We start from the raw sequence: 13,228 nt of genomic DNA, 5'->3' as shown, positions 1-13,228 counted from the left end.
TCGACCCATGCGCATCACGCCCCTTGCCTTGCTGTTCCTCTCGGTCGTGGTCGCGAGCCCGGCGCGCGCCGACCTGCATATTACGCGCGACCACGGCGGCTATGTCGAAGAGTACAAGGCCAAGTACAAGCGCATCCGCGACCGCAAGGAGCGCGTGATCATCGACGGCATCTGCAATTCGGCCTGCACGCTGGTGTTCGGCATCGTGCCGATGAACAAGATTTGCGTCACGCCGAAGGCGAGCCTCGGTTTCCACCAAGCCTACTACGATAAGGCCTTCACCTTCGGTATGAAGGTCACCAGCTTGGAAGGGACGTCGGACCTGATGTCCTATTACCCGGACACCGTAAAGGACTGGATCCGCCGCAATGGCGGGCTCACCACCGAGATGAAGAAGATCAAGAACGGCGGCGAGCTTTGGAAGATCGTCGATCCATGTCCGGAAGAGTGGTGAGGGGCGGCGAGTTGTGCCGCGGCTTAGTCTTTCCGGTTGGCCTCGCCATCCGCAATCAGCAACACCGACACCTTTGATTTGCCGAGAATCGCGGCGGCTACGCCGCCGATGTTCAGCGTTTCTCCCTGAATTCGATCGACACCCAATACGACGAGATCGGCGCCGCTGGTCTCGATCTCATGCAGGATGCCTTCTTCAGGAGTCACGTTCGCACGCAGCGCCGTTCTGACGTCGACATCATAAAGGGCCGCTGCCGCCGCGGCGTCCTTCAAAATACCTTCTTCGCTCGCGAGCGACATGCTGGCGCTGCGCCGGCGCGCGCCTTTGCCCCTGGTCGTGGACACATAAACCATCCTGAGTGGATGAGGGCTCGAGCGCGCCAGCGCGCCTGCGATGTCCACACCGCGTCGCGATGAGGCACTTCCGGAAATCGGAACCAGTATCCTGAACTCTGCGCTCGCAGGCTGCTTGAAGTGGACGCCCCTGGCCGCAACGAGGGCAACAGGACCCTTGAAGCCCGAGGCGACGTCTTCGATTTTCTTGTCGAAGCCGTCCTTGCCCAAGACATTTTCCATCCCGACGACGAGAAGATCGAAGCCCTTTCGCGCCTCTTCCACCACGGCATCGGCGGCCTTCTGGACCCGGGTGCGCGTCGTTACCTCGACGTCGTCCACGCTCTCTTGGCGGGCCTCTGCGATCGCCGCGGCGGCTTCTCTTACAATGGCTTCGTGGCTCTCCTCATCCTGGCGCTTTCCCTCCTGTTGTTTCGCACGGGTACCTACATGAAGAACCGTAACTGGCAGACCGCGCGTTCCTGCGAGCAGGCCCGCGATACGAGAGGCAAATTTCGCATTCGCGCCTTCATCCACGGCGAGCAACAGGCGCTCGAGATTGGCGACAAAATCCTTTTGCTCGAACTCCTCGCGCTCAAGGCGCGCCTTTTCATCTTTGCCGAGCGGAAGGCGGGAAAGCGCGCCGCGAAGCATCGGCGGCATCGCCATGGTGGTGAGGATGGCCATCGTCACGATCATCGAGAACAGGTTTTGGCTGAGGACCCCCATGGAAAGACCAATGGTGGCGATAATGACTTCGGTCGAGCCACGCGCGTTCATTCCGCTCGCCAGCGCGTAGGATTCGCTGGGCGTGAGCCCGCCGAGCGCACCGCCCGCAAACGCGCCGCCGAATTTTCCGATGCTGGCGATCAGCACCAGGGCGACCGTCAGCAGGAGCAGGTCAGGATCCCCAAGCACGGTCAGGTCCGTGCTCAAGCCCGCCATGCCGAAAAACACCGGCATGAATAGGCCGGTGATCAAGCCGCGCAAGCGTTCGTCGATCTGTCGTGTCAGGATCGGCGATTCACCGACCAAGATGCCGGCGACGAACGCGCCGAGAACGGTGTGAACGCCGATCAGGTGCGTGATCATCGCCATCGTGCTCATCAACAACAGGATGACGGTGATCACCGCGGCTGAACTCACCAGGTAATCGTTGGTCCACCGGATCAGACGGAACACTAGCCGTCGACCGACCGTGAAACTGACGGCCAGGAAGAGAAGGGTGCCAAGCACGGCCTGACCAACGGAAAAAACATCGAGCGTGCCGTGCGATGCCAGACTGAAGATCATCGCGATGATGATCCAACCGATAGTGTCGTCGATGATGGCTGTGGCAACAATGATCTGGCCGACGTTCCGCCGCATGAAGTTCATTTCGCGGACGACCACGGCGACGATTTTTACCGACGATATCGAGAGCGCGGTACCGAGAAACAGCGAAGCCACGAGGCGGGATTCGGGATGGGGAAGCAGGCTCTGCGGCAGAAATTGGCCGAGCGAGAAACCGCAGATGAACGGGACCACAATGCCCGCAATCGATATCGAGGCGGCGGCACGGCCAACCTTGCGGACGAGCTTGAGGTCCGTTTCCATTCCCGTCAGGAGCAACAGCAGCAGGATGCCGAACTGTGCGATGCCCTCGATCAGCGCTTTTTGTTCGGGAGACGGTGGAAAGATCGCGTCGTGCGCGGCGGGCCAGAGCCATCCGAATAGTGAAGGACCCAGCAGCAGGCCGCCCAACAGTTCTCCGATCACGGATGGCTGACCGATTCGCTGCATGATTTCGCCGAGCCCGCGTCCGACCGCTACCAGCAGCGCGATCTGGGCGAGCAGCAGGAATTCGGACGGATGGGCTGATTTTTCAGTACCGGCGCTGGCGACTGTCGTCATCAGCAGGAATGCAGCGAGCGTCCACAATGTTTGCGACCGGCACCATCTGATTGCCATCGCTTAATTCCCCGAGATCCGCGATCAGGAAGTTTTTTGGATTCCGTGCCTTCCCGGGGGTCAATTGCGTTCGTGCTGATTGGTTTCAAGCGGCCAACGCACCCCTCGGCATGAGGAGGAGGACAGCGCTGATCGGGTTGGTTGCTGGCTCGGCGAACGCGTCACGCCGGTGCAGTGGGGCGGATTGCTGCTCGGGCTCGCCGGCTCGCCTCGGCCATCTCGCTGGTCAGCATCACGCTCGGCGAGAAGCTCGACGCGGTTTCTATTGTCGGCATGATCGCCTGTGCAGCCGCGATGCTGGTCGTCAATCGCGCTCAGTTTGAGGTAGAGTTCGCGGCGTTCGCACACGTATAAATTTCATATATCTCCCAATAACTTGCCGAGGGTTGTGTCCATTAAGGCGATCGTAAGCAAAACGGGTCAGATTGGGCGTGATTTTGGGGGATTTCTCGTTATGACCACGCGATCCATTGGAAAATTCCTGCCGGCGCTCAAGCTGCGGCTCGGTACCAAGGCAGTGATCTCCGCCATCCTTCTGATCGCGGTCAATACCGCGCTGGTGGTGGGAGCGGCCCATTGGTCGCTGACTTCCGAGTTCGGCGACCGGGCGCTGCGGGACATCGAAGTCAATTTACGCACGCTGGGCCTGGCGTTCGCCGAGACCTACAGCGACGCCAAGATCACGATCAGGGACGGGGCCGTCGCCCGCGCCGAAATTTCCAAGATGCCCGAGTTCAAGGACCACGCGATCGTCGACCGCGCCGTGGGCTATACCGGCGGCAACGCGACGCTGTTCGTCTATGACGACGCCAGCAATCAGTTCGTCCGCCGCACCACCAACGTGAAGAAGGAGAACGGCGACCGCGCCGTCGGCACCCAACTCGCCCCCGACCACCCCGGGCAGGCGGTGGTGCGCCGCGGCGAGGCCTACAAGGGGCCGGCGACGCTGTTCGGCAAGACGTTCATGACGGCCTACTATCCGATCGTGAACTCGGCCGGAAAGGTGATCGGGCTTCTCTATGTCGGCATTCCGATGGCGCACTACGAGACCATGCTGTCGCATGCCATCCAGAACATGGCGATCGCCGCCGGCATCGCTGCGCTGCTGGTGATGCTGCTGACCATGCTGATCGTGCGCCGGGTGACCAAGCCGCTGACATCGGTCACGGCCTCGCTCACCGCGATCGCCAACGGCAATGCCGACGTCGAGATCGATTGCGAAGAGCGCATGGACGAGATCGGCGAGATTGCGCGTACCCTCGCGGTCTTCAAGAACAACTCGGTCGAACGCCGCCGGATGCGCGACGAGCAGACCGCGGCTGCCGCCGCCGCAGCCGAGCAGCGCAAGTCGGAATTGCGCGGCTTCGTCGACGAGTTCCAGACCAGCGTCGGCAGCATCCTCGACAAGGTTTTGAATTCCTCCAGCGAATTCGAGCGGGTCGCGCGGCAACTCACCGAGACCGCGCGGGCCACGGCCGGGCTCTCCGGCAAGTCGGCCGGCGCTTCCGAGACCGCCTCTGAGCACGTCCGCACTGCAGCCGCCGCCTCCGATGAGCTCTCCAGCTCGATCGCCGAAATCACCCGCCGGGTCCAGGAATCGAACGGGATCGCGGCCGACGCCGTCAAGCAGGCGGTCGCCACCGACCAGCGCATCAACGAACTGTCGGAAGCGGGCGCCAGGATCGGCGACGTGGTGAAACTGATCACCTCGATCGCCGAGCAGACCAATCTGCTGGCGCTCAACGCCACCATCGAGGCGGCGCGGGCAGGCGACGCCGGCCGCGGCTTTGCCGTGGTGGCGCAGGAGGTCAAGAGCCTCGCGGGCCAGACTGCGAAGGCGACCGAGGAAATCTCCAGTCAGATCGGCAACATGCAGCTTGCGACCGAAGAGTCGGTCAGCGCGATCAAGGCGATCGGCCAGACCATCGAACGCATCAGCGATATCGCCACCTCGATCTCGGCGGCGGTCGAGCAGCAGCGCGGCGCCACCCAGAACATTGCCCAGAGCGTTCGCGCCGCCGCGAGCGGAACGGCGGATGTCGCAGCCAACATCCGCAACGCCGCACAGGGCGCCGACGAGACCGGCGAGACGTCGAGCCGGATGTTTGCGTCCGCGCAGAACCTGTCGAGCGAGAGCCTGCATTTGAAGGCCGAAGTCGAAAAATTCCTCGATCGCGTCCGCGCCGCCTGAGTACGGCCTTACGGCGGCGCACCGCGCCGCCCGTGAAACCGGAAGCCTCCGCATTCGTAGTTTGCCTATACTGCGAATGATTGCCCCTCGTTTCCCGGGCTGGAGGCCACCTTGAACCGATACGCCGCGCTCTACCTGGTGACGCTGTTCGTCATCGTCCCCGTCGATTTTCTGTTCCTTGGCGTCGTCGCCAAGGACTTCTTCACCTCTCAGGTCGGCAACATGCTGGGCGAGATCAAGCTCGTACCCGCGATCCTGTTCTATCTGCTCTACGTCGCCGGAATCGTGATCTTCGTCAGCGGTGGGGCAGCGGCGTCCTGGCAATCGACGCTGCTCTATGGCGCGCTGTTCGGCTTGTTTTGCTATGCGACCTTCGACCTGACCTCGCTGGCGCTGCTCAAGCACTGGAGTTGGCCGGTCGCGATCCTCGACATCACCTGGGGCGCGTTGGTGACGGCGGCCTCATCGACCGCCGGATTGCTCGTGGCGAATTGGGTTGCGGCGACTCCGTAGGGTGGGCGAAGGCGCACTTCCGCCGTGCCCACCATCAAGAGTGAGACAAGTAGTGGTGGGCACGCTGCGCTTTGCCCACCCTTCTGTAACGGGCCTCGATTAGTCAATCCCTTTTGCGTTGTCCGCTCGCCGGGGTCTCGCTTCTGTACGGGGTCGGCGCAGGGCCGCCACCTGATGGGGTTGGAAGAGGATAGGTCGACCAATCTACGTTGAGCGTGCTCACGAGGGCAACCTGGTGGGCAACGGCCTGACCTGATCCATCGTCCCGGCGAAGGGACTTCGCTTCGAGAAGGCCTGGTGTCGTGACCCGCCCGAAAACGGTTGCGTCTCTCCTGTCAGGCTGCCGTCGCAGCGGCGTTAAAGGGGGTTCCGTCGGCGAGCATGCGATGCATGATCACCGCGAGCCGGCGCGCCAGCGCCACCTTGGCTTTGCTGATGCCGGCGCGCTTTTTGATCCGCATGGCCCAGCTCTTCAATTGCGAACAGCCTTTGACCGGCTTGGTCAGCATGACGTTGGCGGCCTCGTAAAGCGCCGTGCGCACCGAGGCGTCACCGATCTTGCTGATCCGGCCGGTGTAGTCGGTCTCGCCGGATTGGTGCTTCTTCGGGGTCAACCCGAAATGGGCTCCTGCCTGCTTCGACGATTTGAACCGGGTTGGATCGTCGATGGCGCTGGCATAGGTCAGCGCCACGATCGGGCCGACCGCCGGGACCGACGTCAGCAGCCGCGCCTGCATGTCAGACCGCACCATCCTGCAGGTCTGCTTCTCGAAAGCTGCGAACTCGGTCCGCAGCACCGCCCGCACCGCCAGCAGCGCCTTGGCGATCATCTGCAGGTGCGGGTGGCCGTCCACGAGTTCCTCGATCCGTCCCGCGAACTTCTGCCCGGTCGTCTTGCCAACCTTCAGGCCAAAACCGCGCAGGATCCCGCGCAGGCTGTTCTCCACGTCGAGAAGCTTCGATTGCACCAGCTTGCGCGCCGTCAGCAGCGATCGGGTCTCTTGCGCACTGATCGATTTGCAGTGGACCGGTCGGAACCAGCCCAGCCGCATCAGTTGCGCAATCCCTCGCGCGTCGTTGCGATCCGACTTGACCGGCATCGCCTCAAACGCCTTCCGCACGTGCCGCGTCTCCAGCAGCTCAACGGCGAGGCCGGCGGCCTTCATCCCCGCAAACAGCCATTGCGACAGCGGCCCGGCCTCCAGCCCGATCCGCTCAAACTCAAAGCCAGACGACCGGAACCAGGCGATCAGCGCCTCCGGCTCGCTGGCCACCCTGGCCTCGCGCAAAATCTTGCCGCTTGCGTCAACAACACACACGCTCGAGCATTCCAATGACACGTCGATTCCGGCATAGTAGTTCATGGTCGTCTCTCCTCGATGTTTGGAGCGAGGCTCATCCCTCGACTCCGTCACACCATCAATGTGAGGGACGACCGCCCGCCCTCCAAGCAAGCCGCGCGCAGCGCGCCATCAAATAGCGCCGTAGCAAGCGCGGCTTGCTTGGAGGGCAGACCCGGGCCCGTTACCCCATCTACGACAGCAGCTACGCCATCACTTCGGCTGCGGCACGATCCGGATGTAGGGCTTCGGCGCCTTCCAGCCGGCCGGATAGATCGTCTTCGCCTCGTCGTCGCTGACCGAGCCGGCAATGATGACGTCCTCGCCCTGCTTCCAGTCGGCGGGCGTCGCGACGCGATGCTTGGCCGTCATCTGCAGGGAATCGATCGCGCGCAGGATTTCCGCGAAATTGCGCCCGGTCGTCATTGGATAGACCAGCACCAGCTTGATCTTCTTGTCCGGACCGATGACGAACACGTTGCGGACGGTCTGGTTGTCGGCGGGCGTGCGCGTGAGCGGATCGCCCGAGGTGGAGGCGGGGAGCATGTCGTAGAGCTTGGAGACGTTGAAATCGGTGTCGCCGATCATCGGATAGTTCGGCGCGGCACCTTGCGTCTCCTGGATGTCCTCGGACCATTTCGCATGCCTGTCGACGGGATCGACGCTCAGACCCATCAGCTTGACGCCGCGCTTGTCGAATTCCGGCTTCAACTTCGCGAGAGCGCCGAGTTCGGTGGTACAAACCGGCGTGAAATCCTTCGGGTGCGAGAACAAAAGCGCCCAGCTATTGCCGATCCAGTCGTGGAATTTGATCTTTCCCTCGGTGGTCTGGGCTTCGAAATCGGGGGCGGTTGCGCCAATCTGGAGTGCCATGGTCTGACCTCATCTTATTCTAGTTACAGGAGAATTTGTTGCGGAGATTATAGAGCCTGACGGGGGTTAAAGGAACTGGTTCACGTAAAAGGTGAGATCCTTCTCCGCAAGCCCGGAACTTCTAGCACCTTCTTGCGATCCATGCCTCTGCGACGAAAAAACCGCAACGGCGCCGCGATCTCCCTTGTCTGCCCCGATATTGCCTTTTATCGCCCGCATCACGCCCGGCCGGTTTTGCCATCTGAACCGTGACTGACCTCACAGCGACCAATTGGCAACCATGTAAAAATCAGGGAATGCCAGTTTCGAATCGTTAACCGCTCGTTCATGCCCCGTATGGAAATGCTGGACCTGAAAAAAGAAATTGAGAAGTGCAACTATGCCTGCCCCGACTGCCAAAGCCGCTGAAACGTCGACTGAGACGTCCGACGTCCCGCAACCGTCCTGCCGCCGGACCGCGGCGCACGCGCTCACCATCGTGCGCGACGGCGTGATCACCGGCGAGGGCCCCACCACCAGGGGCCGTATCCATTTTTCCCGCGCACTCGATGCCGACGACGCCGCCTGGTGCGTACGCATCCTGACCGTCAGCGCGGTCGAGCATCAGCCGGTGAGCCGCGCCGAAGTCGAGGCGCTGTTTGAAATCAGCGATGCCGCCGCCGAGCGTACCGACGACGGACGGTTCGACGATCTCTTGGCCAAGGCGGTCGCCCATCATGCGGCGTCCGAGTCCGGCCTGCCGGTGCCGCCGCGCACGGTCGCGCTGTCGCCCGACACCGACATCGAGAGCTGGGCGCCGACGCAGGCCGCCAAGATCGATACCAAGGTGCTGGAATGGCTTGCCAGCCAGATGCGCGGCAAGCGCCGCATCAACCACCGCCTCACGGCACTGGTCGCAACGCTGATCGGCGCCGCCGCTCTTCCGCTAGCGCAACTGCCGGGCATGCTGGACATGGGGATGCTGTAGGTTCATCTACCGATCACTGATCTGAAGATGGCGGGGTCATTTCCCGCCGTTTTTTTGTAGCTTTGCAGGATGGGTGGAGCGAAGCGATACCCATCAATGCTGATGCGTGTGACGAGTGACGATGGGTTTCGCTTCGCTCTACCCATCCTATGGCAGACATACTTTCGCGATCTCGCGGCGCATTGCGTCCGAGGTTTGATCTTCGTTTGGCCCTCTTCGAAATAGAGGGCGCAGGGAAGACCGGGTGCTTGCTGCACCCGCGGTCTCGCGTGCGATTTGCGCAAACAAAACTGCACACGAGCATACAGGGCAGCGGGAGCATTCCGGCCTTCCCTGCGCAATGGCTTTACGGCTTACTTCGTGCTCTTCCCGGAGAACGGCTCTGTTGCCTCCGTCGCCCCCGAGAAGCTTCGCCTCTCCTGGGACTTAACGCCAGCACCGCGGCGCCCGAACCACACGACTTCGCCGTACGCCTCCGGCGCGTACGTCTAGCGCGCCATCAGCGTCCATCGCATCTCACCGCCCGTTCGTGACGATGGCCAACGCCCCTCATCTGCCGCGAGACGGGCGGAGTTATGGAGCTGATTTGGCCTGCGGTGGAAGCCGTATATTTTCGCCGCGCAATCTGGACGACGCAAATCACGTTGAACCGGCTGATGAAATTCGTTTTTGCGCGCAGCGCGTTTTGCGGCGTTTTGGACGCGTGCCGAGCGGGTCGACGCTTGGGTCAGTGAAAGCTATGGCGGAGGACTGTGATATAGATCACATTAACCGCTCGGCATTCCTACGTATTGTGACCGTTAAATTCGATGCTAGTGTCGGTTTTCATTGCCGATTTGGAAATTTTCTGATGCGCGCGTTTTTGGGGGTGGTCCTGACGGCCTGGCTGACTTTGCTGGCTGGCCAGCCAGCGTTTGCCGAGAAGCGCGTTGCGCTGGTGATCGGCAATTCGGCTTACCGGAATGTCGCCAAGCTCAGCAATCCCGCGAACGATGCGGCGGCGGTTGCGTCGATGTTCAAGTCCGCAGGCTTCGACACGGTCGAGTCCAAGCTGAACCTGACCGTCGGCGAGTTGCGCAAGACGCTGCGCGAGTTCGGCAACCGGAGCCGCGATGCGGATGTCGCCGTGGTTTATTACGCCGGCCACGGCATCGAGTTGGATGGCACCAACTATCTGATTCCGATCGACGCCACGCTCGAGACGGACTCCGATGTCTTGGACGAGACGCTGCCGCTCGATCGTGTGTTATTTGCTGTAGAGCCGGCCAAGCAATTGCGGCTGGTCATCCTCGATGCCTGCCGGGATAACCCGTTCGCAAAAAGCATGAAGCGGACGATCGCCTCGCGCGCGATCGGCCGCGGGCTCGCCAAGGTCGAGCCTTCCAGCCCCAACACCATGATCGCCTTTGCGGCGAAGGCGGGATCGACCGCATCCGATGGCGATAGCAAGAACAGTCCGTTTGCGGCCGCGCTGGTCAACCATCTTGCCAAGCCGGGACTTGATCTTCGCAAGGCATTTGGCTTCGTCCGCGACGATGTGTTGAAAGCAACGGGCAATGCACAGGAGCCGTTCGTTTACGGATCATTGGGCGGCAACGACGTGACGCTCGTGCCCGCCGCGCCTGCAGCCCCGGCCGCCGCATCGACCGATCACGATGCCACCATGCAGCGGTATTACGAATTTGCGCTTCAGGTCGGCACCAAGCCGGTGTGGGATGCTTTCATCGAGAAATATCCGTCCGGCTTCTTCACGGCACTTGCCAAGGCGCAGCGTGACAAGCTGGCGGCTGAGGCCGCGCGCATCGAGGCCACGAACAAGGCCAAGGCGGCCCAGGACGAGCAGGCGCGACTGGCCATCGAAGGCGCCAGGGCCGCGGAGCAGGCCAAGGCGGCCGAGCAAGCCAAAGCCGCCGAGAAAGCCCGCATCGCGGCCGAGAAGGCGAAAAAGGCCGAAGAGGCCAAGGTCGCGGAAGCCGAGCGAGCGAAGGCCGCTGCAGAAGCAAAACTTGCCGAAGCCGACCGCGCGAAAGCAGCCGCCGAGGAAGCCAAGGCTGCGGAGGCCGCGCGGTTGAAAGCCGCCGAGGAGGAAAAGGACCCGGCTGCGAAGAGGGGCGGCGAAAGCAAAATCGCCGCGCTGACGCCGCCGGCGGACCAATCCGATCAGCCGAAGGCCGTCGATCTTCCCCGTTCGCTACAGGCCGAACTGCGCCGCGTCGGCTGCAACACCGGTGCGGTTGACGGCAACTGGAATGCGGCCTCGCAGCGCTCGCTCGATCTGTTCAACAAGCACACGGGGATGAAGCTGGAGATCAAGGTTGCGAGCGTCGATGCCCTCGATGTCGTCAAGAGCAAAACGACGCGCGTTTGCCCTCTCATTTGCGACCATGGGTTCAAGGCCGATGGCGATCGCTGCACGAAGATTACGTGCCGGGCGGGGTACGAAGTTGGCGACGACAATACGTGCGAAAAGATCGAAGTGAAAAAGCCGAGTGCGAAGCGCGACGATCCGAAACGCGAAAGGCCGGAACGTGCGAAGGCGGAAGCCTCGGAGACAAAGCCACAGGCTTCCGGTCAAGTGGTATGCACCCAGCAAGGTTGCCGGCCTGTTGCCAAAGGCTGTCGATTAGCGAACGGGGTGAGGAATCCAGGTGGCGGGACTCATCTAAACAATGTCGAAGTTTGCAACTAAGCGCTCTGCGGTTGGTGCGTCCAATGTCCACTCTGCTAGCGTCGGTTTTTATCCCCGATTTGGAAGTCTTCTGATGCGCGCATTGCTAAGATTTGCGACCATGGCTACAAGGCCGATGGGGACCTTTGCACGAAGATCACTTGCCGGGCAGGGTACGAGGTTGGCGACGACAATACGTGCGAAAAGATTGAAGTGAAAAAGCCGAGTGCGAAGCGAATTGAGCCGAAGTCGAAGCGCGAGTTGCCGGAGCGGACAAAATCAGAAAATTCTTCGTCGAGGCCGCAAGCTTCAGGTCAGGTTGTTTGCGGTCAGGGCGGTTGTCGGCCCGTAGCAAAAGGATGCCGCGTGGAATACAGAGCCTCCGGCGTCGCAGGTGGTCCATCAGGCGGAGGTGGAGGAAACATTGAGATCTGCAACTGAGCGCGCGTAAATTTCCTGGGTACCCCGGGCCCTTTGCCGCCTGGCGCTTTTCAGACGTTACATCTAGGCGCGCGATGTCATCGTTTCCCAGGGTGATGGTTCGCTGAGTGAGCGCTTTTGGAGAAACACATTCGTGAAAGTCTTTTGGTCCGTATTCTTGATGGCGTTCATTTTGACGACGCAGCCGCCCGACGCCCGAGCAGGCGTTGTCCTGATCACGCCGGAAGAAGCGCAGCTTCCCACGCCCAAAGGCGTTCATGTCGCTCGCGCCGTCACGCGCGGACCGCGTATCGACCTTGCCGGCCCCGATGCCAGTGAGGCGCGTTCCCCGCTACGTCTGCAGCTCAAATTTCGGGGATTCGGCGGTGCAACGATCAATCTCGATTCGCTTCGCGTGACTTACCTGAAAATGCCAAACGTCGATCTGACGTCGAGAATAAGGCCTTATGCCCAGCCGACGGGCATCGAGATTCCGGACGCCGAAGCCCCGCAGGGCGAACATCTGGTCCGCGTGGAAGTCCATGATTCCGAGGGACGTCGCACTGTGACGACATTTTTGCTCAACGTCGCACACTAGAGGGGCAGGGATGCCGGAAACTTGCTTCTTTTGCAAAACGGAGAAGGATGCACATGCGCTCGTCTGTCCGGCCTGCGGGCGGGACACGGCCGTCCCTTTGCCGCTGGCCGCAGAACATGCTGAAGGGCGTGTCGGGACACTGATGGGTCAGGGGGTTTAAATCTCACCCCGGCGTCCCCATATAGTCGTTTATGGCACAATGGAAATCATCGACCACGCGGCAACCACCGATGACGAAGGACGAGTTGCGTCTGATGCTGGCCGAGGCGGTCCGCAACACACAGCCGACCGCGGATCACAGGCCTAAACGCTCTCCAGAGGCCGAGGACGATCAGTCCTAGCCGGCTGCTAGCCGCTCATTCGCAATAGCTAAGAGACGGGTCAACGTGCGGCGGGCGATGCCGATCCGGACAGCTTGGCTCAATTTCAATCGGACATTCACAGGGAATAACGAATGCGGAAACCTGCCAAGCCCACTGAACAAGAGATCATCGAAGGGCCGCAGGCGGTATCCTTTCAGATCGCGAACGGGAATGCGCGGCAGCGCTGCGTTCTGCAAACCGAGCTGCCGACGAAGGCGCTGGCCCAAAAATATCTTCTCGCAAATTGGTCGGTTGTCGAAAAGATGGCGCGCGACGCGCTCGCGGCGGGAAATCTTGAAGATGGCCAGATCAAACTCGTCATCGCCTGAGCGGTTCATCATGAACGCCAGTTTTGGATTTTAGGACCAGTCATGCTGAAAGATCGCGAAAATATCCTGAATGCGCTTCGCGAGAAGCCGCTCAAGGCCTATCAACTCATGCGGCGTGCCAATCTGCCGAATGAGGAAGCCTGCCAATCCCTGCTTCTGAAGATGCGCGACGAAGGCCTGGTGAAATTCGACATCCACAAGGGGCATTGGCGCATCGGATAGTCAGGTACA

The 13,228-nt window shown here is 61.4% G+C and carries 12 protein-coding genes; 9 read left to right on the top strand and 3 right to left on the bottom strand.

Annotation, left to right across the window (positions count from 1 at the left end; genetic code table 11):
* The first annotated feature begins 7 nt into the window (after positions 1–7).
* Positions 8–454 (top strand): hypothetical protein, encoded by a 447-nt coding sequence (locus V1288_RS31845; RefSeq protein WP_334360783.1) that lies wholly within the window; start codon positions 8–10, stop codon positions 452–454.
* 23 nt (positions 455–477) lie between these two features.
* Here V1288_RS31845 and V1288_RS31840 read toward each other — a convergent pair whose 3' ends face one another.
* A complete protein-coding gene (locus V1288_RS31840; RefSeq protein ID WP_334361457.1) occupies positions 478–2,679 on the bottom strand; it encodes a cation:proton antiporter domain-containing protein in 2,202 nt (733 codons plus the stop codon).
* Between the two features lie 198 nt (positions 2,680–2,877).
* On the opposite strand from V1288_RS31840, the gene V1288_RS31835 reads away from it, so the two are divergent.
* The 3 genes from V1288_RS31835 to V1288_RS31825 all read left to right on the top strand — a co-directional run bounded on the left by V1288_RS31835 (position 2,878) and on the right by V1288_RS31825 (position 5,440).
* Entirely contained in the window at positions 2,878–3,090 is a 213-nt protein-coding gene (locus tag V1288_RS31835) for a hypothetical protein (protein WP_334360782.1), read from the top strand.
* Between the two features lie 100 nt (positions 3,091–3,190).
* On the top strand, positions 3,191–4,927 hold the full coding sequence (locus tag V1288_RS31830) for a methyl-accepting chemotaxis protein (RefSeq protein WP_334360781.1): 1,737 nt from the start codon (positions 3,191–3,193) through the stop codon (positions 4,925–4,927).
* A gap of 111 nt (positions 4,928–5,038) precedes the next feature.
* On the top strand, positions 5,039–5,440 hold the full coding sequence (locus tag V1288_RS31825) for a DUF2177 family protein (protein ID WP_334360780.1): 402 nt from the start codon (positions 5,039–5,041) through the stop codon (positions 5,438–5,440).
* 335 nt (positions 5,441–5,775) lie between these two features.
* Here V1288_RS31825 and V1288_RS31820 read toward each other — a convergent pair whose 3' ends face one another.
* Together V1288_RS31820 and V1288_RS31815 are read right to left on the bottom strand one after the other, a co-directional pair.
* A complete protein-coding gene (locus V1288_RS31820; RefSeq protein WP_334356129.1) occupies positions 5,776–6,804 on the bottom strand; it encodes an IS110 family transposase in 1,029 nt (342 codons plus the stop codon).
* 189 nt (positions 6,805–6,993) lie between these two features.
* Positions 6,994–7,653: a peroxiredoxin gene (locus V1288_RS31815; protein WP_334360779.1), complete on the bottom strand. Its 660-nt coding sequence runs from the start codon at positions 7,651–7,653 to the stop codon at positions 6,994–6,996.
* 379 nt (positions 7,654–8,032) lie between these two features.
* On the opposite strand from V1288_RS31815, the gene V1288_RS31810 reads away from it, so the two are divergent.
* The 5 genes from V1288_RS31810 to V1288_RS31790 all read left to right on the top strand — a co-directional run bounded on the left by V1288_RS31810 (position 8,033) and on the right by V1288_RS31790 (position 13,219).
* On the top strand, positions 8,033–8,620 hold the full coding sequence (locus tag V1288_RS31810; RefSeq protein WP_334360778.1) for a hypothetical protein: 588 nt from the start codon (positions 8,033–8,035) through the stop codon (positions 8,618–8,620).
* Positions 8,621–9,470: 850 nt separating this feature from the next.
* Entirely contained in the window at positions 9,471–11,309 is a 1,839-nt protein-coding gene (locus tag V1288_RS31805; protein WP_334360777.1) for a caspase family protein, read from the top strand.
* Positions 11,310–11,862: 553 nt separating this feature from the next.
* Positions 11,863–12,306, top strand: coding sequence for a hypothetical protein (locus tag V1288_RS31800; protein WP_334360776.1), 444 nt, complete (start codon positions 11,863–11,865; stop codon positions 12,304–12,306).
* Positions 12,307–12,760: 454 nt separating this feature from the next.
* On the top strand, positions 12,761–12,997 hold the full coding sequence (locus tag V1288_RS31795) for a hypothetical protein (protein WP_334360775.1): 237 nt from the start codon (positions 12,761–12,763) through the stop codon (positions 12,995–12,997).
* Between the two features lie 42 nt (positions 12,998–13,039).
* Entirely contained in the window at positions 13,040–13,219 is a 180-nt protein-coding gene (locus V1288_RS31790; RefSeq protein ID WP_057842672.1) for a hypothetical protein, read from the top strand.
* Positions 13,220–13,228: the final 9 nt, after the last annotated feature.

This window comes from Bradyrhizobium sp. AZCC 2176, assembly GCF_036924645.1.
Classification (GTDB): domain Bacteria; phylum Pseudomonadota; class Alphaproteobacteria; order Rhizobiales; family Xanthobacteraceae; genus Bradyrhizobium.
This window is presented reverse-complemented; position numbering and strand designations above follow the sequence as displayed.

Excerpts from the sequence above, each read along its gene's own strand:
- V1288_RS31805 (WP_334360777.1), top strand. The coding sequence starts at position 9,471 with ATGCGCGCGTTTTTGGGGGTGGTCCTGACGGCCTGGCTGACTTTGCTG.
- V1288_RS31830 (WP_334360781.1), top strand. The coding sequence starts at position 3,191 with ATGACCACGCGATCCATTGGAAAATTCCTGCCGGCGCTCAAGCTGCGG.
- V1288_RS31810 (WP_334360778.1), top strand. The coding sequence starts at position 8,033 with ATGCCTGCCCCGACTGCCAAAGCCGCTGAAACGTCGACTGAGACGTCC.
- V1288_RS31840 (WP_334361457.1), bottom strand. The coding sequence starts at position 2,679 with ATGACGACAGTCGCCAGCGCCGGTACTGAAAAATCAGCCCATCCGTCC.
- V1288_RS31790 (WP_057842672.1), top strand. The coding sequence starts at position 13,040 with ATGCTGAAAGATCGCGAAAATATCCTGAATGCGCTTCGCGAGAAGCCG.
- V1288_RS31845 (WP_334360783.1), top strand. The coding sequence starts at position 8 with ATGCGCATCACGCCCCTTGCCTTGCTGTTCCTCTCGGTCGTGGTCGCG.
- V1288_RS31815 (WP_334360779.1), bottom strand. The coding sequence starts at position 7,653 with ATGGCACTCCAGATTGGCGCAACCGCCCCCGATTTCGAAGCCCAGACC.
- V1288_RS31795 (WP_334360775.1), top strand. The coding sequence starts at position 12,761 with ATGCGGAAACCTGCCAAGCCCACTGAACAAGAGATCATCGAAGGGCCG.
- V1288_RS31820 (WP_334356129.1), bottom strand. The coding sequence starts at position 6,804 with ATGAACTACTATGCCGGAATCGACGTGTCATTGGAATGCTCGAGCGTG.